Source organism: Acinetobacter sp. GW821-FHT01C12 (assembly GCF_059422625.1).
Genome location: NZ_JBWKXD010000013.1, coordinates 29,865 through 49,596, shown reverse-complemented (window position 1 = coordinate 49,596; position 19,732 = coordinate 29,865). Strand labels below are relative to the sequence as shown.

Sequence of the window (19,732 nt, the reverse complement as noted above, 5' to 3'; positions counted from 1 at the left end):
ACTACGACTCCGCGGCTAAACCGTATTCTCTTGCCTCTTCCAAATTCACAGTGACGAGCTTTGATGTGCCTGGTTCAGGCATCGTCACACCCAGCAAATCGGTTGCCATCGTCATTGCAACTTTATTATGTGTAATGTAAATGAATTGGACTTGATCAGAAAGCTCTTTTACTAAATTACAAAAACGACCAACGTTAGCATCGTCTAAAGGTGCATCAACTTCATCCAAAACACAGAAAGGTGCAGGATTCAAACGGAAAATAGCAAATACCAAAGCCAATGCCGTTAATGCTTTTTCACCACCAGATAACAAAGCCAATGAACTATTTTTCTTGCCGGGTGGGCGTGCCATCAACTTCACGCCAGACTGCCAGTCATCTTCAAGACTTAAACTGGCTTCACCACCATTAAAGACTTTTGGAAATAATACTTTTAATTCAGCATTAACCTGATCAAAAGTCCCCATAAATAATTTTTTGGTTTCTTGGTCAATGGTCTTCATGGCATCTTTCAACTGCCCAACCGTATTTTCCAAGTCTTGCATTTGATGGGTTAGATCTTCAAAGCGCTTAGAAACTTCTTCATATTCTGCTGAAGCGGCTAAATTGACCGCGCCTAATTTTTCAAACTGACGCTGTGCTTTCTCAAACTTTTCTTGATGTACAGGTAAATCAATCAATACGCCTTGCTTAACTTCAGCATTCATCTCTTTAAGTTGATCGGAATAATGCTGTAAATCTGATTTTGCAGATTGCCAAGCCAAACGTCGCTCTTCCAGTTTTGTACGCAATTGCTCATCATTTTGCTGATGCAAATGGCGCATTTCTGTAAGTTGTTGCTGTTTGGATTGAATATTATTCAATTCAACTTGCCACTCACTCCAAGTTTTTTGCAGTTTTTCAGTTTGTTGTGCCTGCTCAGCATATTGCGATTCTAGACTCGGCAACTCCAATTGAATTGGATCTACAAACTTCTTGGCTTGCTCCATTTGCGCAATAATTTGTTGATATTGCGTTTTAGAGAAGGAGAGGTCTTTGTCTAATAATTCAATTTGCTGTTTATTTTGTTCAGCTAGACGACGTGTAGTTTCAGAATCTTGCTGCTTAAGCTGTAATTGCTGTTGCTGTTCTTCAACCTGCTCATTGAGCTCATCCAACTTGAATTGCAAAGTTTTAAACTCAGGAAGATTTTGTTCAAGCTTGAGAATGACCGAATGCATATCGATTTCAAGATCATCTTTCTGCATTGCATCTTCTTCAAGTTGCTCATCTAACTGTTGCAATTGACTATTCAGCTGAACTTTCTGCAACTCAAATGCTTGTGAAGCACTTTGCTGCTTAGCAATCTGCACATCAAACTGTTGTAGCTGTTTTTGCTGATGTTTTAGCGTGTCTTGCTCTGTTTGGATCTGTTTTTGCAGGTCCAACAATTGCTGATTTAAACTCGGCAATACAGTTTCAGCTTCAATCAACTGTGGTTGTAGCTGCGCAAGTTGTGTTTCAATTTCTTCAAGGCGAATACGATGACTGAGTGCACCCTGTGCGGCTTGGCTCGACTCATCAAAGAACAGACCAACCACCCAATCTTGACCGACATGATAACCATCCAGCGTCAATATGCTTTGTCCTGCTTTTAACTGTGCTTGTACAGCTAAAGCTTGAGCAAGGTTTTCAATTACAGCGACTTGATTCCACAATGAATACTGTGGAGATTCAATCCAATCTGCTAAACATGCCAATCCATTCAATTGAATTTTATCTTGTGAGCTTGATGCTTTAAGCTGACGTGCCACACTTTCTGCAAAATCAGCATCTTGATCAACAATATGGGCTGACAACCATTTGGCTAAAAACTTTTCAACCAGCTGTGCATGTGCTTTGCCTTGTGCATTCAGCGTTAATACCTGCATCAATTGCACCGTATCAGCCTTGCTATTTACAGCACTTTTCGCCATTAATTGGGTGAGATTTTTCTGTTCAGATTGCAACACTTGTACATCAGATTTTAAAGCCGAAATCTGAGTTTTTTGCTGACTAATGCTTTCCTGTAGTTGTTCAAACTGCTGCTTTGCTTGATTAATTTTTTGTTCTAATTCAACAATCGCAGCTTGGATTGCTAATTTATCTTGCTCAAGTTGTTGAACATCTTCAGTTTGAAATTGACTTTGAACCTGAACGGCTTGGGTTTTTAAGGTGTCTTTTTGCTGTTCAATACGCGCAACATTTTTTGCAAGCTGTTCAATTTGCGCCTGCATTTGTGCTTTTTGCTGCTGTTGCTTTTCAACTTGAACTTTGACCTGTTCATACTGTTGTTGTGCTTGCAATTGCTGCGCTTTTAAATCGGTAAAGGCTTGGCTACGTTGTTGTGTTTCAGACTCAGCATGTTGTAAATGTTCAGTCTGCTGCTCCAATTGACTGTGCAAGGTTTCCAATTGCAATTCCATCAACTGAATCTTTTCTTTGGTTTGAGCTTTTTGCTGTTCAAAATTTCCCAAAGCTTCTGAGTTCTGTTGAAATAAACTTTGTTTCTGTTCCAAAGTCATTTTCAACTCAGAGAGTTTTTTCTCAGCTTGTTGCCACTCATTTTGCAAAGGCGTGGACTGTTGAATCAAACGTTGGAACAACTCATTGGTTGAAGTCAGATCATGTTCCAAAGTACTCATGTCAGAGCGCACCAGTTTAAAGTGCTCTCCCAATTCGTTCATTTCAACCGTATATTGTTCTTGTAAACGAGAACTACGATCACACTGGAAAGATAGAATTTCAATCTTTAACGTACGAATTTCAGTTTCTAAAGTCTTATATTGAACCGCAGTTTCAGACTGGCGTTTTAAGGTTTTAAGCTGTGATTTGAGTTCTGAAGCAATATCTTCGAGACGGTCTAAGTTCTGCGTGGTATGTTCTAAGTGTTGTAGTGTTTCACGACGACGAGCCTGATAACGAGAAACCCCAGCAGCCTCTTCAAGAAAGATACGCATTTCTTCAGGTTTGGCATCAACCAAGCGGTTAATCATTCCCTGTTCGATGATTGCGTAGGAACGAGGACCTAAACCTGTACCCAAGAAAATGTCGGTAATATCACGACGTCGGCACTTCGTCCCATTGAGAAAGTATTCAGATTTTCCATCACGATTCACCTGACGGCGAACAGCAAGTTCAGTATACGCATTATAAGCCCCACCTAATTTGCCATAGGTGTTTTCAAAGCGCAGTTCTACACTTGCCATACCTACAGGTTTACGTTTTGCCGTTCCTGTAAAAATAACATCCTGCATACTGCCACCACGGAGCTGGCGCGCACTGGATTCCCCCATCACCCAACGGATCGCGTCAATCACATTGGATTTACCACAACCATTAGGACCTACCACCGCTGTACGGTTATCTTTGAATTGTAGTGTTGTACTATCGGCAAAAGATTTGAAGCCTGAAAGTTTTAAGCTGCTTAAACGCATAATGTCCTAGTAATTACCGACGCGATCTCCGCGCCCAAGCGAGTTCGATTTGTTTCATCCGTGTCAGAGATTCCAACACCAGATTACGTAAGTGTCGACAAAAATCTTCCATAAATAAAGTAGCTTGTTGTGATTTTCGGATTAAAATTGCGTCAATCACCAACTTAAGCAATTCTAAAGCTTCTTGAAGCTCGCGTCTTGAAGTATTTAAGGTTAAAAAATAACTTCTTCGCAGGGATGGTAACAACTCTTTATAAAATTTCATCAGGTAGGGATTCCCAACCATGTCCTGTTGCCCTGATAAAAATTGAAATATGCCATCATAAAACTTTTCAGTATTGCCTTGCTTCACTTGCTCAACCAAATGATTCATCATCTGCTGAATCGCTTCAGCTTCATGATTGCGCCATGTTTCACTCATACGTTGCACGATTTGACCTAATAACAATGCGCTGGTATCGAACAATGCACGGACTTGTTGTGCTGACATTTCTGAGACAATTGCACCACGACGAGGATAAATTTCAATCAGATGGGTTCTTTCTAAAAGCAAAAGGGCTTCGCGTACCGAGCCACGACTGACATCCAGTTCTTTGGCAATACGTAGTTCTTGTATTCTTTCCCCTTCAACCAACTCGCCACTAATAATTTGTTCACTAATATGTTTGGCAATCTGTTCTGAAAGGCTATCCACTTCTTCCGAATGCATATAATTCCTATCTTGGTTTATTATTCTTTACTTGGACAATGTCAATTGTCATTATTTTAGTTGTACCTGATTTAATTCAATTGAAACCATGACATTGTCCGACAATTTTAATGTATTTTAAGTCAACTCAGTGTTTAGAAAAAGTACCATTGATCGGAATCTACTTAGTAATACCTTGATAAATAAAATAAAGACCAACCACTGTAAGTAAGCATGCAAAGCATTTTTTCAACATCGCTGGAGAAAGTGCGTGCGCCACCTTTGCGCCAAATTTGGCAGTGATAAAACTCATTACACTGATCCCAATAAAGGCATAGATATGCACATAACCAATTGAATTTTTAATTTCGGTTGGTTCTTGTGCACCAAAGAACATAAAGCCGAGCGCACCCGCTATTGCAATCGGTAAACCACAAGCTGCTGATGTTGCAACGGCTTTTTGCATCACCACACCATTTTTGTTGAGATAGGGAACGGTCAGACTTCCGCCACCAATACCAAAAATTGCCGATGCAACTCCAATTCCCCCACCAGCCAGCATTTGCATAGGTGCGGTCGGTAATTGTTTAGATTCATCGACTTTGACATTGGCCCCCTTAAACATTTTAAATGCCACCCAAATTGCAAATGCACCAATAATCAGCTGTAAATGCTGACCTGATAAAATATCTGCAATGCCAGCTCCAATAAATGAGCCAATCACCAAACCTGGGGCTAAGTTTTTAAAAACATTCCAAAGTACTGCACCTTTTTTATGATGCGCTGTTACGGAACTAATTGAGGTTACAATAATTGTTGCAAGTGAAGTTCCCAATGCCATGTGCATAATGACCGAAGGATCATAGCCCATTTTGGTAAAGACCACATAGAGAATTGGTACAATAATTAAGCCACCACCAACACCAAATAGCCCAGCAGCAAATCCTGCGATTGCACCAATACCTAAATATATGATTAACTCCATAAATGTTCCTTCACTCTTCTCAGATTCAACATGGATTTAGAGACTCGTCATCTTAGACAACTTCTTACACAAGCAAATGAACTCCCTGAAGTGCTGCTTTTAAAGCAGACGACAGCATCGACCAATGATGATGTGCGTGAAATTGCGCTCAGCGGCGTCAAGACAGTTTTGGTCTGTAGTGAAACTCAGACTCAAGGACGAGGTCAGCACCAACGGGAATGGGTTTCGCCAATTGGTAACATTTATTTAAGCACATTGCTTGAAACTCGAACACCCTTAGATGGGCGTTTAGCATTGGAAATTGCTTTAAATATCTTACAAATGCCAACACTTAAGAATTTACCAGCATTACAAATTAAATGGCCCAATGACCTATATAGCCCTCAAGGAAAGTGGGGCGGAATTTTAGTTGAGCCCATTTCACCACATCAAGCTATTGTTGGAATCGGGATCAACTTATTTCCGATCCCCAAAGAAAATGTGACTCAACAAGCCACCTCGATAATGCAATTAGGCCTACAATTTCCAAATCGAATCCAAATCATTGCAGAAATGTATTTGGCAATTCAACAAGCTGGACAATGGTTTGATCATGGTTGCTATAACCTTGCAGCACGATTTAATCACTATGCTGCTTTTATGGATCAACAGGTTTATTTTGAACAAATTCAAAATTCAATTGAGGGTGTTTTCAAAGGAATTTCTGATGATGGCGCACTGAATTTATTGACAGCTCAAGGCTTAGTCAATGTCTATCAAGGGCGTTTACGCTTAGCTGAAGCATAAATAACGATGTGATCTATTGTTTAAAATGAGATGGATTGATCAGATGTATCGTGAAAAAGTGATCGGCAATTAGGGGCTGTTGACATTTCATAAATGGCTTGCGTTGTAGGTTAAAATTGAGCAGGCAAGGCATGAAACGAAGAGAATAGCGAGACTATTTTCGAGTTTCATAACGAAGGCTGAGATAATTTTAGCCACAACCCTGAGCAAGAACAAAGCACTGCTTTGTTTGCAGCGCAAGGCGCAGCGGGGGACTAGCGTGTTTTTTGCCGCTACGTTGTTACGAACTACTGATTTAGAATAACTAAATTTCGTATTTCGCGCCTAGTATCGCCTAAAAAACACACGTAGTCGCAAACATAGACGAATTATCAACAGACCCTATTTAAAACAGGGCTTTTTTCGCTATACATTTCGCTATATATTGCGCAGTAATCGTATTGATCCAAAGATCATAGTAAACAGTTACCAACAGTACGGAACAACGTTCAGCAAAATGAACCGCAGGTTATTTGTCCTATTTGATTGATCAGATTGAGATGCTCTCTAAGTCGTTCAATATTTTCAAATAAAATAATTATGCAGATTGTGTTCAGTTTCAATTAGGCAAAATCATGAAAGCACTTTGGTTAGATATTGGAAATACCCGTCTAAAATATTGGATTACTGAAAATAATCAAATTATCCAACAGGCAGCAGAATTACATCTCCAATCCCCTGCGGATCTGCTATTGGGTTTAATTCAACATTTCCGTGGTTTAGGCTTAGACAAAATTGGAATTTCTTCAGTCCAAGATAAAAAGAACAACGAACGCATTGTCCAGATTTTAAAATTACTCGATATTCCGGTAACTTTTGCCAAAGTGCATGCTGAATATGCAGGATTACTTTGTGGCTATGACCATATAGAACAACTCGGGATCGATCGTTGGTTACAAGTTTTGGCTGTGGCGAAAGCTGATGATGACTTGTGTGTGATTAGCTGCGGCACCGCTTTAACAATTGATTTAACCCAAGGTTTACAACATTTAGGCGGTTATATTCTGCCTAACCTCTATTTACAACGTGATTCTTTAATTCAAAAAACCAAAGGCATTAAAATTCCAGATGCGGCTTTTTCAGAGCTAAGTCCTGGTCGGAATACCATAGATGCAGTACATCATGGCATTTTCTTGGGGCTGTTAAGCACCATTGAAAAAGTGCTTGAGCAACAACCACGAAAGCTTATTTTAACAGGTGGTGATGCCAATCTATTTGCACAATTTCTAGAGAAATATCAACCAAGAATTGAATCAGATTTATTACTCAAAGGCTTACAGTTCTATATAGATCGACAAACCGCTTAAACCTAAATACAATTTAATGGAGGATCAGCAATCTTCCATTTTTAATAAATAAACACAACCATAAACATGATAAAAGAGCAATCATTATGAAAACGATACCCTTACTGCTTAGTGCCTGTTTAATGAGCTTCACAATGGTGGGTTGTACCAGTTTACAAACCACGCACTCACCTTCAACAACCATGGCAACAACTGAACCCGTTATTGCTTACTTTGCTCCAGATGCAGGTGAAGAAGCCTGTGAGTGCGGCTTAGTCATGGATCAGGGTTATTCACTCACACCTGTAGAAAATGGATATTTCAGAAAACTATTAGGTCGTGATAAAGATGGCCGTTTCTTAGTTCAGGACTTCTATCAAAATAGTCGTAAAAAACAATCTGACCCATTTTGGATTAAAGCCCCTCAAGGCTTAAATAGCTTTGATAGTAAATATGTCGACGGTGAAGTTGTGGGCTATTTTGAAAATGGAAAAGTCAGCTTTAAATCGACCAGCCAAGACCAGAGATCAGTTGGAAAAACTGAAACATACTATTCAAATGGTCAACTTGGGCTACAGGAAGAATATTCAGATGATCAGCCCATCGTTCAAAAGGTATGGTATGAAGATGGCAAACCTGCAGCTGAACTAAAATTAAGCCCAAGTGAAGATTATTCGATTCTGGACAGTAAAGTTTGGGATCAACAAGGCAATTTGATTCAAGATGAGCAACACGCTCAGGAGATTCTTGACGAGCTTTATCAAAAACTCAATCAATAACACAGTATCACGATAAAATCGAATATGCAGCCTGAGTACCAGCTTGGGATTCAGGTTGTAATAAAACGGCTAACTTTTCCCAAAGTACAGTTAAGCTGGTATAACCCTCTGCTGCCATAAAATGCCCTGCACCTTTCACCTCAATCATTTGTGAATTCAGCGAATAACCCAATTGAATACTGACAGGCGCTGGCACAAAAGGATCATTGTTGGAGAAAAAGATAAAGCGATTCAGAATATTCATTCTGAGCAGCGCATCATCGACCCGAGCGTGTTGTAAAAATAAATTAAGTTCAGGTAAAACGGCTAAATTTTTACTGAATCCCGCAACCAAAAATAAAGCACCTAATTTTCGCCCCAATAATTCACTCGAAAGAAAATCCAGACTGGCAATCCCCCCTAAACCATGTGCCACAATGATGGTATCGTCATTGAGTGACTTAATTTGCTGCGTAATATTATGCTTCCACAGCTCATATTGGGGTTGCTCTGGATGTTCTAGATCAATCACTTCACATGTATGCCCTGTCGCCAATACTTGTTGCTTTAGCCACGGATACCAATGATGTTCAGGGGAGTCTTTATAACCGTGTACGATAAATACTTTTTTCATAAATAAACTTCTTATCAATTATTGTTTAAATCATATTCAAATAATGGGCTCAGAATATCTAAACAGCCAACAAAAGTATGTTATTTTTATTTAACAAAAAAGCGCCCTAAGGCGCTTTTTATAAAAAAAATGAGACTTATTTTTTATCGTTATTACCAAACAATGGCCCCATACCGCCGCCACCGCCAAACTGTTTTTGCATTCCACCCAATGAGCGCATCATTTTTGCCATACCCGATGGATTGGCAAACTTCTTCATCATTTTCGCCATTTGTGCATGTTGTTTGATCAGTTTATTGACTTCAACCACATCCATACCACAGCCTGCTGCAATACGCTTTTTACGGCTCGGATTCATTAAGTCTGGGTTACGACGTTCTTTAATGGTCATCGATTGAATAATCGCTTCCATCTTTTTCACTTGCTTTTCAGGATTTGCTTGTGCAATCGCATCTTGAATGCCTGAATTGCTCATGCCAGGCAACTTATCCAAGAAGCCCATCATACCGCCCATTTTGTTCATCTGTTCAAATTGCATCAGCATGTCTTCAAAGTTGAAGCTCCCGCCCTTTTGCAATTTTTTCGCCATTTTTTCGGCTTTTTCTTTGTCGATTTTACGTTCAACTTCTTCGACTAAAGAAAGTACGTCACCCATGCCTAAGATACGTTGTGCAACACGCTCAGGATGGAATGGCTCTAAGGCATCAAGTTTTTCACCCATACCCAAGAATTTAATTGGCTTACCGGTAATCGCACGTACCGAAAGCGCCGCACCGCCACGTGCATCACCATCAGTTTTGGTGAGGATAACACCCGTTAATGGTAATGCATCATTAAAGGCTTTGGCGGTATTTGCCGCATCCTGACCTGTCATTGCATCAACGACAAATAGGGTTTCTGTTGGGCCAATTGCAGCGTGTAATGCTTTAATTTCGTCCATCATGTCATCATCGACATGCAAACGACCTGCCGTATCGACAATCAAAACATCGTTAAAGTTAATTTTGGCTTGACCAATTGCACGTTGTGCAATTTTAATCGGATCTTCAGAAGCGTCCGATTCAATAAAATCAACACCCACTTCAGCAGCAACTGTTTGAAGTTGCTTAATCGCAGCTGGGCGGTAAACATCGGCAGAAACCATCGCCACTTTTTTCTTTTGACGCTCTTTTAAGAAACGTCCAAGTTTTGCAGCTGTCGTGGTTTTACCGGCACCTTGTAAACCTGCGAGAAGAATCACAACAGGTGGTTTTGCAGCTAAGTCTAGGCTTTCGTTTGCCTCACCCATCATTTTGGTGAGTTCGTCATACACAATTTTAACGAAAGCTTGACCTGGTGAAAGCTGAGTCATAACTTCTTGACCCAATGCTTCTTCCTTAACTTTCGCAATAAACTCACGAGTTACAGGCAAAGCAACATCGGCTTCAAGAAGTGCCATACGCACTTCACGTAAGGTATCTTTAATATTATCTTCGGTTAGCTGCCCAGAGCCAGTAACATTTCTGAGACTCTGCGTGAGTCGTTCTGTTAAGGTATCAAACATTGCAAAATCCGCTTAAAATAGCTAGTAGCAAAAAAATCTTTCTTAAAATAGAAAATTTATGCTCAAGATGCTATAGGATACTGTAGTTCACATGGAATTTATATCTTATAACATGAATATTCATCATCCTGAAAAAGGTTTGACATGATTAGCCTACCCTTGGTTTATACGATTTTAGCATTAATTGCCTATACCTCTTCATTTTGGTATTTGTTCATGCACTTAATGGCTAAACGTTCCGCAAACCCTTGGTTTATTGGCATCATGTCAGGTTTAGGGCTGATATTACATGCAAGTGTACTTCATAACGACATACTTACACCACTAGGGATTAATTACGACGTCTTTAACTTGATGTCTTTTACCTCTGCGTTAATGTTGGTTCTAAGTATGCTTTACAGTACCTATCGTCCTGTTCTTTCACTAAATTTGATTGGAATTCCTGTTGCCGCCTTTGGTTTGATTCTCGGTTTTTGTTTTAGTAAACCAGATCAATTTATTGAACAGCATTCTATCGGTTTAGACATCCATATCATTCTGTCTTTATCTGCTTATGCCGTTTTACTCATGGCAACCATACAAGCCGTTTTGATTTGGTTTCAAAACCGCGAACTCAAAAAGAAACAAAAAAAACGTATTTGGGTCAATTTCTTACCGTCATATCAAGCCATGGAATCTTTACTTTTTGATATGCTCATTACTGGTTTTGTTTTATTAACTGTCGCCCTATGTTTTGGTTTCTTTACCATTGATGACTTCTTTGCACAGCACCTAGCACATAAGACCGTGTTTAGTATTGTGTCTTGGTTTGTTTACGGTGCGTTGTTAATTGGTCACTATAAGTTTGGCTGGCGTGGTCAAAAAGCCATTCGCTTTACCATGATTGGATTCTTTTTATTGGCGGTTGGCTTTATTGGTTCTAAATTTGTTTTGGAAATGATTTTGCATCGTTGATAAACGCAGCGCTGAGCAAAAATGGCAGTATTTTGTATTCTTACTATAAATAAATATATTGATACAGAAGCAGAAGAAATTGTTTTATATGAATTAGATCTGGAATATTACTGTCTCAGATCAATTTTGGTGACAGCTTCACTCAGCATCAATACAAATTTAAACATAGAACAAGCGCATTTTTTCTTACCTGAAGGAAGTTTTTCTGACGTTTTAGATGAAATTATTCCTATTGAAAAAGATGAGTTTTTAAATTTTTGGAATCAATCAATCTCTAAATATTTAAGTGATTGGAATGAATTAAAGAACAAATTTAAAATTGGGCAAAGCATTGAAACCGAGATTGTGTGTTTCTATCCTCAAGGGGTGATTGTTCAATATGGCGAAAGATTTTATGGTTTAGCCAATTACAAAGATTGTGAATCGCATTTAGGTTCAAACAACATGTATCCACAACAAAAAATTCGACTTTACGTAGAAAGTTTTGATAATGAAAATTTATGGATCAACTTTTCAATAACACCCCATTCAGCGCTGACCTAGAATATATTTTGCATCGGTAGACATCTCCTACAAAAATGCGTATAACGCTGTTTTCATCTCATCAGGTAACAACTGTGAAACTTATACTCGCCCCAATGGAAGGCTTAACCGACCCTATCATGCGTGACGTTCTCACACATGTCGGTAGCTTTGACTGGTGCGTGACTGAGTTTATCCGTGTAACGGATTCGGTCTTACCTGACCATGTTTATCATAGCTATTGTCCAGAATTAAACAATCAAGGCAAGACAGCTGCTGGCACACCAGTACACGTTCAGTTTTTAGGAAATAATCCTGAAATGCTCGCAGCCAATGCGGTACGCGCTGCTGAATTAGGTGCTCCTGCAATCGATATGAATTTTGGTTGTCCTGCTAAAACAGTAAACCGTCATAGAGGTGGTTCAGTACTTCTCGATGAGCCTGAAGTTGTACATGAGTTGGTCAAGGCTGTACGTGATGCTGTACCCAAACACATCCCTGTATCTGCAAAAATGCGTTTAGGTTATATGGATCGAAATTTTACCCTTGAAAATGCGCATGCCATTGAAGATGCTGGCGCAGCTTGGGTCACTGTCCATGCTCGGACCAAAGCTGATGGGTACACCCCTCCAGCATTTTGGGATCAGCTACAGCCGATTCGTGAAGCACTCAAAATCAATGTGATTGCCAATGGTGAAATCTGGACCAATGCTGATGCGAAACAATGCCAACTTGAATCAGGTTGCCAAGATTTGATGATTGGTCGTGGTGCTGTGACTACACCAGATCTCACACAATGTATTCGTAAAAATACAGATGAACCACTTATCACATGGTCTGAACTATTAAATTTACAAATTCGTTTTTTAAATGGGCCATATAAAAAGGAGCTGAACATGGTCGGTCGCTATAAACAATGGATTGGGATGATGTCTAAGCATTATCCCGAAGCCAAAGCCTTATGGGATGAAATCAAACGGTTGAAAAAAATTGACGAAGTGCTGGAGAAATTGAATCCTGCACATTCTTAAATTTCTTCATCAATCTCTAAAATTGCTTTAATTTCTTCAGGTTGAAATTCTTTTGATAATTCAGAAGTTGGATTCAATACCAATGTTGCCCCCTGAGTCATTTCAAAAAACTGCCGTGTATTTAAAGTGATATATTCGGCATCGACGCCAATATCATTTTTAATGGTTTCTAGCTCTATGAAGAATGGTATTGCTTGATCGCCTTCTGGTGTTTCTAGAATACGGAATTGAATTTTTTTATGCTGATCTTGTGTTCCTAAACAATAAATATCCGATGCTAAAAGCAGATCGATAAAATCAGGGATCAATTCATAGTTTTCTTGGGTGTTGATAAAGAGTTGTTGTAAATTTTGCATGTTGTTGATTGTCTATTTTTGGTGCCATTAATATAGCTTATTCACGGTAGATATGGAATTGACCTGAGTAATCAATTGAATATCCTAAAGCTTCGAATTTTAAATTATCAAGATTTAAGTTATTGAATTTAAATTATTATAAAAGATTTAATCTCGTTTAGGAAACTATATTCATAAAGCATCTACTGCTGCAGGGATACGAAATCACCATCACTATTAGTTTTTCTATAATCACCACAGAATGCCGGAAAAGGGTCTAAGCAAAAAATCCAAACAAAGAATTTCACAAATTGCATTTTTGAGGAATTCCTTTGCTTTGGTAAATATTGAAATAAGTATTATTCTTTGTGAGTTCAGTATTTAATTCTAACCAATAATCCTTAACATTTACTCTCGTCGTCACTAAAAATTCACAATACTCATTCACATTATTTTTTTTATTTAAAATATGTTGCTTCATAAGTGAAACATACACCTCTTTTGATTTCCTCTCATCAATCACATTCAAAGCAGAAATAAAACTTGTGGGAACAATTGGATCTGTATTCATTTTTTTAAATTTTTTCCCATTGTATTCAACACTTAACCCTAGACGAATACTTTTGAGTTGATTAAATTTAGAGTTCGCTGCATAAATCTCAGAAAAGAGATCAGGTGTTTGACTGCTATTATTAAAAAAATAAATTTTCTTGGTCGTCAAACCATAGGATAGCACTTCATAGCGTTTACTATGCGAGACTGTATCCCTATTGATATAACCTATTTTTTCAAGGTTCTTTATTATTTCACCTAAATCTACAGACATTGCTTTTAAATTAAGCTGGTTTACTGGTGCAAATCTTGAGTAATTTATTTCAGAAGATAACGCTGATATTTCTTTATCTTCAAAATTAAAAATTCGATTTTCTACATTCGCTCCAAAACTATAGGATGTCAAAGAAAAATATATCAGGAATACAGTTTTAAATTTAATAATATAATGATTTTTCATAATTTTTATCTGTCATTTTTGTATAGTATACAGTATATGCAAAACTATTTACTTGACCTTTGCCTACAAACCATTCAGGTTCAGATTCCAAGATAATATGTACACCATTAAAATTCTTTTCAGTAATAACCTTTCCGTACTGATCCCCACCTTGACATCGCCCTTTAGTTAAAAAATTTTCTATGAAGTTATCAAGACTACTTTTATCTAAAGTTGCTGAATTTATTAAAAAAACTTGATCAGAAATTGATTGATCGATATTTTTATGGATATTTTCATCAAATGGAACGAAATTATCACTAGCATAATAATTTGTATTTGGACCTTGTCCTGTAGTTCGTACTTCTAATGTAGACATATGATGATAATTATCTTCAAAATTTTCATTGTGAACTATTCCATTATCAAAACCTTGAGTAGCAGATAATCGATCTATAACTTTTAACTTCAAATAATTTGAACTCATTCCCTTGTATTTGCTATATATTTTTTTAAAATTATAGTCTAAATACAAATCATGATTAACAACAAATAAATTAATATCTCTCGATATTTCCTTTACATCACTTTGAGTATCGCTTTTCTTAGTTTTGTTATTTATCTGGCATAGATGATCTAATGGCTCATTAGGAGCACATGCAAATAGAAAAAAAGAGAATATAAAAATAGTTAAAATTTTCCTCATAACTCATTAAGCCTTATCAAAGGTATAAAATTTCTAGATAATTTTTAATACCATAGATATAGAAAACTAATATATTGATGTTTCATATTTTTTATCCGTTTTCTTTGTAAAATAAACTGTAAAAAAAAGACTGGTTAGTTTTTCATTTTTATTTCCTGATGCTTCTAAAATAATATGAATATCATTTACATTCCACTCTAGCACTTCCTCTTGTGACGAAGTGCTGCATTCGAGCCTTTTAATAAAAAGATTAATATTTTTATCTAAATCTTTATCATCTACTTTATTTCCATTGATCACATAAATTTGATCACCCAACATTTTAGCAATAGTATTGAGAATTTTATCATCGTAAGGTACATAATTGGTACTTTTAAAAAATATGTAATTTGTCTTAAATTTTATATGTGTATCTAGATTAGACATATAATGCTTATTTTCTTCAACATTATTACCGACAGTACCATCTGCAAACCCTATTTCAGCAGGAAGTTTATCTAAAACCTTTAAAACCATGTAATTGCTATTTAATTTTTTATATCTGTTAATTATTTCTTTTTGATCATAATTTAAAAAAATTCTATTTTCATCTACAAAACTAGAAATATTTTTTCCAACTTTAATATCATAACTATTTCCAACATCTGAATTTTCACTATTTTTTAAACTATAATTATCCTTATTTGAGTCAAATGAGCAAGCTGATAGATGTATTAAAGCTATCACCAAAATGAAAGATTTCATAACACCACCATCTCTAATAACCTAATAAATAATTATAACTGATGTCTAAAATCATTAAGATTAGTGTTTGAATATTGAAAAAAGTGATAACTCCAACTCTTTATATTCATTATATTTTTTAGCTTTGCAATCGATATCTCTAATTTCCCCGCTAGCAACTTTAGCTGCAATAAATTTTTTATTAATTGTAGATATTTCATATACAACTTCATTCTCATCAAAAGAACCTGAATATATACCAGTTCGAGGATTAAATTTACCATCTTTAATATTGTTAATTAAATTACTTAAGGCTTTATCATAGATTAATTTAGAATCGGTATTACTTACTGCAGAAATCACATCTATAAGAGCACTTTTTATAAGTTTTCCTTTAAAAATTTGGGGATCAGATCTAACTTCAAAATTAATATATTTAACATAAGTGCCTGCTGAAATAATTAGAATTTTACCTATTACAGCGTAGTTATCATCAAAAATATCAATATAACCTTGATTTTCATATACATTCATATTATTCGAGGAAGTAGATTTTTGAATTTTATTATAAAAATAATTAACCTTTATTCCTAAGTTTTCTTCTATAGGACTCTCCATTGAACTTTCAAATGGTAAATATTTATTTATATCCAAACTAATATTGGGCTCAGGAGTAAGGCAAAATTTATTTATTACCTCATCACTTTTATTACCTGAAGAAATTAGCTTTCCATCACAGCCAACGATGAAAGTAAAAATTAAGAATACTATATATTTCCTCATAAAAACCTTATCTCAGTAAAATTACCTATAGTTCCAAATACATTTCAGCACTCTAATAAAAAATATTTTAGCTATAGAATTTAATACTGTACATCAACTTTATTATAAATCGTATTCTCATATTTTCCATCCGTAGCCTTGGTATAATAAACACTATATGCAAAACTTTTAACTTCACCTTGTCCTAAGAACCATTCAGGATTAGTTTCTAAAATTAAATGAACACCATCAAAATTACTTTCAACAACAACCATCCCAAGTTCGTCTCCACCTTGGCAGCGTCCTTTTTTTAGAAATTCGCTTATAAATGCATTTAGCTTGCTTTCATCAATCTTTTTTTGATTCATTAAAAAAATTTGATCATCAATAAAATTATTGATATTCATTACTATATTTTTATCCAAAGGTACAAAGTTATCACTCTCATAATAATAGGAATTTCGCCCCTGATGAGCAGATGAAACTTTTAATACTGACATATGATTATAATCTTCTTTAAATTTAGGATTATGTACTACACCATCAGAAAACCCCTGATCAGATGATAGTTCTTCCAACACTTTTAGTTGCATATTATCTGAATTCAATTGCTTATAATTTTTTAAAATTTCTTTAAGATCATAATTTATATATGCTTTATTTTCAGCCACAAAGGAACTGATATTTCTTGATGATTTTAAAATACTAGTTTCTTTTGAGTGATGTTGTATTTGATTACTTCCATTTGAACACAAATTTTTAAGTTCATCGCCATGAGAACAAGATATTAATGGAAGTAAACTAATAAACAATATTTTTTTCAACAAATTCATTTAGAGATCCTTTACTATTTGATATCGATACTTCGATCTTTTTTCAAAAGATCCCATTGATATCTAAATAAAGATACCTGATTATTTGGCGTAACTTTTTTTACTTTTGTGTTTGCAGGTTCTTCAGCAAACTTGGATGGACCATCTTTTTCTGTATTTTGATAATCCATAAAGTTGTCAGTAAAACCTTTATGGAAATGATAATATCGATTATTTTTTAAGTCTTTATCAAAAATATGTGTTATTCCAAAACTATGTAAAATTTCATGTACGACTATTTCCAACTGCATAGATCCTGCATGAAGCAATACAACGGCATTTCCCCATTTTTTTTCATTATCAGTACTATTTTCCAAACTATGTACAGCACTTCCAAGCAACATAAAATTTGGAGGATCAAAAAAAATGATATTAGAAAAAAACACGTATGTTTCTTTTGTCTCATCTGAATTTATTTTTTTTATACCATGATACTTTTCATATAATTGGCATACATCCTTTTTAAAATCTTCACTAAATTTCGTTGCTACAATGCTATAACCACGTTTATCTCTTCTTGGTGATTCTTTTGATTCATTTATATTGTAATACTTATCTAGAAATAACTTTAAATCGGCTGCTTTATATTTTTTATATAATTCAACAACATTAAAATCTTGTTTTTTAACAATTTCAGCTCTTACCAAAGCCTGATTAAATGCTTGATATTTTAACCTATAATCAAGTCCTACAGGTTGTTTTACTGGTAAATTATCTACAATAACATTGATCAAACAAATCCTTGCTTTTGGAATTTTATTATTAGGAGCTATGTGTAATATCCCGACAATTTCTTCTGTATCTTTATTTCTTTTTGCTTTTACCTGTATATAAGCCCCATTAGTAGTAGCACCTTCACATGTGACTCTAATATGATCCTCTTTCACATAGTATTTTCTTACACCATTTAACACACCTAAGTCTTTGCTTAATTGTTTAGACAAAAAATCTTTTAATGGTATCTGTAATTTTTTCTGCTTTTCATTGCCATTTACTGTTGAAATTTTAATTGCAGGATCGCTAGCTTCAAATATTAGATTTGTCCCATCATCTGATAAAGGAAAATCAGCATCACTATTAATTTGATGAACTTCAATTGACAGTAATGCTCCATTTTTATTAATTTCTGTACTAATATTAGAATCTTTATTACTTCCCGGATTGGTTGCGAAAATTGCTAAATGAGCAGGAATATATTCCGTGCCAAATGGGGAAATTTTTCTGACACCTTTTGTATAATTCTGTTTTAAGTCAATTTTCTCCATACCATAGGTTTGTTGGATTATTAGTACAGGTTTCTTTGCTTTATTTATGGGAACTATAGGGTATATATATTCATCTCTTAACCAATCAAACCCAAACTCTCCATTATACTTCAAAATATAAGATGTTCCGTTTAATCGTGGCTTTTCCCCGTATTTATATGGTCTCCGAAAATGAACCGTAAACTTTCTTAAACACGTTGCACATGAAGTGCCCGCTGTAGGACTTGCACCACCTACACCCATCTTAAACCTCCAAATTAATCAAATTTTTTATAAAAACGTTATGATGAAACTCTTTTCCCAATACATACTCTTTATATGATTGGATATCATTGGAATAATTTTCTTGAAGTGAACTCAATGAATCTTTTTGTTTTAAAAACTCTATTTTTTCTGGATAAATAATTGAAAGGTTTTCTTGAAGATTGGAATGACTAAAACTCTGATTTAACTGGTCTATTGCTTTAAAAACAAATTTAAAATCATACCCTAAAACCACATTTTTATAGCTTTCCAAAAGTGTATAAAAAGCATCTACATAAGATACTTGCTCCGCAATATTGTAATGCTGCATTTCATTTTGGAGCCAAAGATATTGCGGATCATTTGCATAATCTATTCCCAAATAAACATGGCTCTTCACCATATATTTGAGTGTATAAATTTGATTGATGCCTTTTTCAACATATAGATTGATCAGGCTTTGGACAGGTTCTAATAGCTGATCAAATTGTCCATTCAGTTTAAGGGCAGGGTTTTCTTTTATAATTTCATAGACAAGGTCATATAAAAATTCTTTATTTTGCTCAACATCTAATTCATATAATTTTTCTTGGCTGAGTATGAACATTATGCATTCTCCAATACCATTAATTGATTAGAATCTACATCCTGATAATTTCGAATTGAAATGATCCATTTTGTAATATCCTCAAAAAACTCATCTTCTTGTTGATCTGTCAGTATTTTATGAATTTTTTTAACAATTCTTGGATCAAACCATCTAAATAATTTTTGTGTATCATCAGGAAATTCTACTGTGAGATAGCGTTTCATTTTTTTAACAAACTGAGCCAAATCCAATGAACTGAATACCAGATTTAACGCCTGTTCATCTTTCCATGTTTGATGAATAAAGCTAAACCCATCTTCTTCGAGCGCCTCTAAATCATTGATTAAGACAAGTACAGGGGCAACTTCAAAAGGTGCATTGCCCTCCGTTGTGCCTGAGAATAATGAATAAAACTCTAGCCTTGCATCATTTCGCCATGCGTTAATAAAGTGCAAAGTTTGATCTGAAACTTGCGCTGCATCCAAGATTAAATACATGTTCAAATCATGTCGATCATCTTCGATACAGCTTTTTATATTTTTAAATGGAACAATTTTTCTTTTCAT

The 19,732-nt window shown here is 35.6% G+C and carries 20 protein-coding genes; 6 read left to right on the top strand and 14 right to left on the bottom strand.

Going from position 1 to position 19,732, the window contains the following annotated elements:
- Position 1: 1 nt before the first annotated feature.
- The 3 genes from smc to AC07WY_RS19530 all read right to left on the bottom strand — a co-directional run bounded on the left by smc (position 2) and on the right by AC07WY_RS19530 (position 5,127).
- Positions 2-3,454: a chromosome segregation protein SMC gene (gene smc, locus AC07WY_RS19540; RefSeq protein ID WP_494736960.1), complete on the bottom strand. Its 3,453-nt coding sequence runs from the start codon at positions 3,452-3,454 to the stop codon at positions 2-4.
- 13 nt (positions 3,455-3,467) lie between these two features.
- Positions 3,468-4,163, bottom strand: coding sequence for a GntR family transcriptional regulator (locus tag AC07WY_RS19535; RefSeq protein ID WP_004724049.1), 696 nt, complete (start codon positions 4,161-4,163; stop codon positions 3,468-3,470).
- Positions 4,164-4,323: 160 nt separating this feature from the next.
- On the bottom strand, positions 4,324-5,127 hold the full coding sequence (locus AC07WY_RS19530) for a sulfite exporter TauE/SafE family protein (protein ID WP_004724050.1): 804 nt from the start codon (positions 5,125-5,127) through the stop codon (positions 4,324-4,326).
- A 30-nt stretch (positions 5,128-5,157) separates the two neighbouring features.
- On the opposite strand from AC07WY_RS19530, the gene AC07WY_RS19525 reads away from it, so the two are divergent.
- From AC07WY_RS19525 to AC07WY_RS19515, 3 genes are all read left to right on the top strand, one after another.
- A complete protein-coding gene (locus AC07WY_RS19525; protein WP_262086941.1) occupies positions 5,158-5,913 on the top strand; it encodes a biotin--[acetyl-CoA-carboxylase] ligase in 756 nt (251 codons plus the stop codon).
- Positions 5,914-6,527: 614 nt separating this feature from the next.
- Positions 6,528-7,259, top strand: a complete 732-nt coding sequence (locus tag AC07WY_RS19520) for a type III pantothenate kinase (RefSeq protein WP_494736959.1) — start codon at positions 6,528-6,530, stop codon at positions 7,257-7,259.
- 86 nt (positions 7,260-7,345) lie between these two features.
- Positions 7,346-8,017, top strand: a complete 672-nt coding sequence (locus tag AC07WY_RS19515) for a toxin-antitoxin system YwqK family antitoxin (RefSeq protein ID WP_004817814.1) — start codon at positions 7,346-7,348, stop codon at positions 8,015-8,017.
- Positions 8,018-8,024: 7 nt separating this feature from the next.
- Here AC07WY_RS19515 and AC07WY_RS19510 read toward each other — a convergent pair whose 3' ends face one another.
- Together AC07WY_RS19510 and ffh are read right to left on the bottom strand one after the other, a co-directional pair.
- The gene (locus AC07WY_RS19510; protein WP_419336992.1) at positions 8,025-8,630 is read right to left on the bottom strand and encodes an RBBP9/YdeN family alpha/beta hydrolase; all 606 of its coding nucleotides are present in this window, start codon (positions 8,628-8,630) and stop codon (positions 8,025-8,027) included.
- Between the two features lie 136 nt (positions 8,631-8,766).
- Positions 8,767-10,173, bottom strand: a complete 1,407-nt coding sequence (gene ffh / locus AC07WY_RS19505) for a signal recognition particle protein (RefSeq protein ID WP_004817818.1) — start codon at positions 10,171-10,173, stop codon at positions 8,767-8,769.
- A gap of 144 nt (positions 10,174-10,317) precedes the next feature.
- On the opposite strand from ffh, the gene AC07WY_RS19500 reads away from it, so the two are divergent.
- The 3 genes from AC07WY_RS19500 (at position 10,318) to AC07WY_RS19490 (ending at position 12,680) form a co-directional block, all read left to right on the top strand.
- A complete protein-coding gene (locus tag AC07WY_RS19500) occupies positions 10,318-11,127 on the top strand; it encodes a cytochrome C assembly family protein (RefSeq protein ID WP_004724062.1) in 810 nt (269 codons plus the stop codon).
- A gap of 21 nt (positions 11,128-11,148) precedes the next feature.
- Positions 11,149-11,670, top strand: a complete 522-nt coding sequence (locus tag AC07WY_RS19495) for a hypothetical protein (protein ID WP_262086945.1) — start codon at positions 11,149-11,151, stop codon at positions 11,668-11,670.
- 74 nt (positions 11,671-11,744) lie between these two features.
- Positions 11,745-12,680: a tRNA dihydrouridine synthase gene (locus AC07WY_RS19490; RefSeq protein ID WP_201784136.1), complete on the top strand. Its 936-nt coding sequence runs from the start codon at positions 11,745-11,747 to the stop codon at positions 12,678-12,680.
- Here the strand turns inward: AC07WY_RS19490 and AC07WY_RS19485 are convergent.
- The 9 genes from AC07WY_RS19485 to AC07WY_RS19445 all read right to left on the bottom strand — a co-directional run bounded on the left by AC07WY_RS19485 (position 12,677) and on the right by AC07WY_RS19445 (position 19,732).
- The gene (locus AC07WY_RS19485; protein WP_419336999.1) at positions 12,677-13,036 is read right to left on the bottom strand and encodes an SseB family protein; all 360 of its coding nucleotides are present in this window, start codon (positions 13,034-13,036) and stop codon (positions 12,677-12,679) included. The genes AC07WY_RS19490 and AC07WY_RS19485 overlap by 4 nt on opposite strands.
- A 283-nt stretch (positions 13,037-13,319) precedes the next feature.
- The gene (locus tag AC07WY_RS19480; RefSeq protein WP_494736958.1) at positions 13,320-14,027 is read right to left on the bottom strand and encodes a hypothetical protein; all 708 of its coding nucleotides are present in this window, start codon (positions 14,025-14,027) and stop codon (positions 13,320-13,322) included.
- Positions 14,005-14,712, bottom strand: a complete 708-nt coding sequence (locus AC07WY_RS19475; RefSeq protein ID WP_494736957.1) for a hypothetical protein — start codon at positions 14,710-14,712, stop codon at positions 14,005-14,007. The genes AC07WY_RS19480 and AC07WY_RS19475 overlap by 23 nt, the downstream gene beginning before the upstream one ends.
- Before the next feature lie 66 nt (positions 14,713-14,778).
- Positions 14,779-15,456: a hypothetical protein gene (locus tag AC07WY_RS19470; RefSeq protein ID WP_419337004.1), complete on the bottom strand. Its 678-nt coding sequence runs from the start codon at positions 15,454-15,456 to the stop codon at positions 14,779-14,781.
- Positions 15,457-15,516: 60 nt separating this feature from the next.
- A complete protein-coding gene (locus AC07WY_RS19465; protein WP_494736956.1) occupies positions 15,517-16,218 on the bottom strand; it encodes a hypothetical protein in 702 nt (233 codons plus the stop codon).
- 80 nt (positions 16,219-16,298) lie between these two features.
- Entirely contained in the window at positions 16,299-17,030 is a 732-nt protein-coding gene (locus AC07WY_RS19460; protein ID WP_494736955.1) for a hypothetical protein, read from the bottom strand.
- A 14-nt stretch (positions 17,031-17,044) separates the two neighbouring features.
- Entirely contained in the window at positions 17,045-18,577 is a 1,533-nt protein-coding gene (locus AC07WY_RS19455) for a hypothetical protein (RefSeq protein WP_494736954.1), read from the bottom strand.
- Position 18,578: 1 nt separating this feature from the next.
- Positions 18,579-19,184 carry a hypothetical protein gene (locus tag AC07WY_RS19450; protein WP_494736953.1) on the bottom strand — a complete coding sequence of 202 codons (606 nt, stop codon included), beginning with the start codon at positions 19,182-19,184 and terminating at the stop codon, positions 18,579-18,581.
- Positions 19,184-19,732 carry a DUF4123 domain-containing protein gene (locus AC07WY_RS19445; RefSeq protein WP_494736952.1) on the bottom strand — a complete coding sequence of 183 codons (549 nt, stop codon included), beginning with the start codon at positions 19,730-19,732 and terminating at the stop codon, positions 19,184-19,186. Before AC07WY_RS19445 ends, AC07WY_RS19450 begins: the two co-directional genes overlap by 1 nt.

Excerpts from the sequence above, each read along its gene's own strand:
- smc (WP_494736960.1), bottom strand. The coding sequence starts at position 3,454 with ATGCGTTTAAGCAGCTTAAAACTTTCAGGCTTCAAATCTTTTGCCGAT.
- AC07WY_RS19535 (WP_004724049.1), bottom strand. The coding sequence starts at position 4,163 with ATGCATTCGGAAGAAGTGGATAGCCTTTCAGAACAGATTGCCAAACAT.
- AC07WY_RS19530 (WP_004724050.1), bottom strand. The coding sequence starts at position 5,127 with ATGGAGTTAATCATATATTTAGGTATTGGTGCAATCGCAGGATTTGCT.
- AC07WY_RS19525 (WP_262086941.1), top strand. The coding sequence starts at position 5,158 with ATGGATTTAGAGACTCGTCATCTTAGACAACTTCTTACACAAGCAAAT.
- AC07WY_RS19520 (WP_494736959.1), top strand. The coding sequence starts at position 6,528 with ATGAAAGCACTTTGGTTAGATATTGGAAATACCCGTCTAAAATATTGG.
- AC07WY_RS19515 (WP_004817814.1), top strand. The coding sequence starts at position 7,346 with ATGAAAACGATACCCTTACTGCTTAGTGCCTGTTTAATGAGCTTCACA.
- AC07WY_RS19510 (WP_419336992.1), bottom strand. The coding sequence starts at position 8,630 with ATGAAAAAAGTATTTATCGTACACGGTTATAAAGACTCCCCTGAACAT.
- ffh (WP_004817818.1), bottom strand. The coding sequence starts at position 10,173 with ATGTTTGATACCTTAACAGAACGACTCACGCAGAGTCTCAGAAATGTT.
- AC07WY_RS19500 (WP_004724062.1), top strand. The coding sequence starts at position 10,318 with ATGATTAGCCTACCCTTGGTTTATACGATTTTAGCATTAATTGCCTAT.
- AC07WY_RS19495 (WP_262086945.1), top strand. The coding sequence starts at position 11,149 with ATGGCAGTATTTTGTATTCTTACTATAAATAAATATATTGATACAGAA.
- AC07WY_RS19485 (WP_419336999.1), bottom strand. The coding sequence starts at position 13,036 with ATGCAAAATTTACAACAACTCTTTATCAACACCCAAGAAAACTATGAA.
- AC07WY_RS19480 (WP_494736958.1), bottom strand. The coding sequence starts at position 14,027 with ATGAAAAATCATTATATTATTAAATTTAAAACTGTATTCCTGATATAT.
- AC07WY_RS19475 (WP_494736957.1), bottom strand. The coding sequence starts at position 14,712 with ATGAGGAAAATTTTAACTATTTTTATATTCTCTTTTTTTCTATTTGCA.
- AC07WY_RS19470 (WP_419337004.1), bottom strand. The coding sequence starts at position 15,456 with ATGAAATCTTTCATTTTGGTGATAGCTTTAATACATCTATCAGCTTGC.
- AC07WY_RS19465 (WP_494736956.1), bottom strand. The coding sequence starts at position 16,218 with ATGAGGAAATATATAGTATTCTTAATTTTTACTTTCATCGTTGGCTGT.
- AC07WY_RS19460 (WP_494736955.1), bottom strand. The coding sequence starts at position 17,030 with ATGAATTTGTTGAAAAAAATATTGTTTATTAGTTTACTTCCATTAATA.
- AC07WY_RS19455 (WP_494736954.1), bottom strand. The coding sequence starts at position 18,577 with ATGGGTGTAGGTGGTGCAAGTCCTACAGCGGGCACTTCATGTGCAACG.
- AC07WY_RS19450 (WP_494736953.1), bottom strand. The coding sequence starts at position 19,184 with ATGTTCATACTCAGCCAAGAAAAATTATATGAATTAGATGTTGAGCAA.
- AC07WY_RS19445 (WP_494736952.1), bottom strand. The coding sequence starts at position 19,732 with ATGAAAAGAAAAATTGTTCCATTTAAAAATATAAAAAGCTGTATCGAA.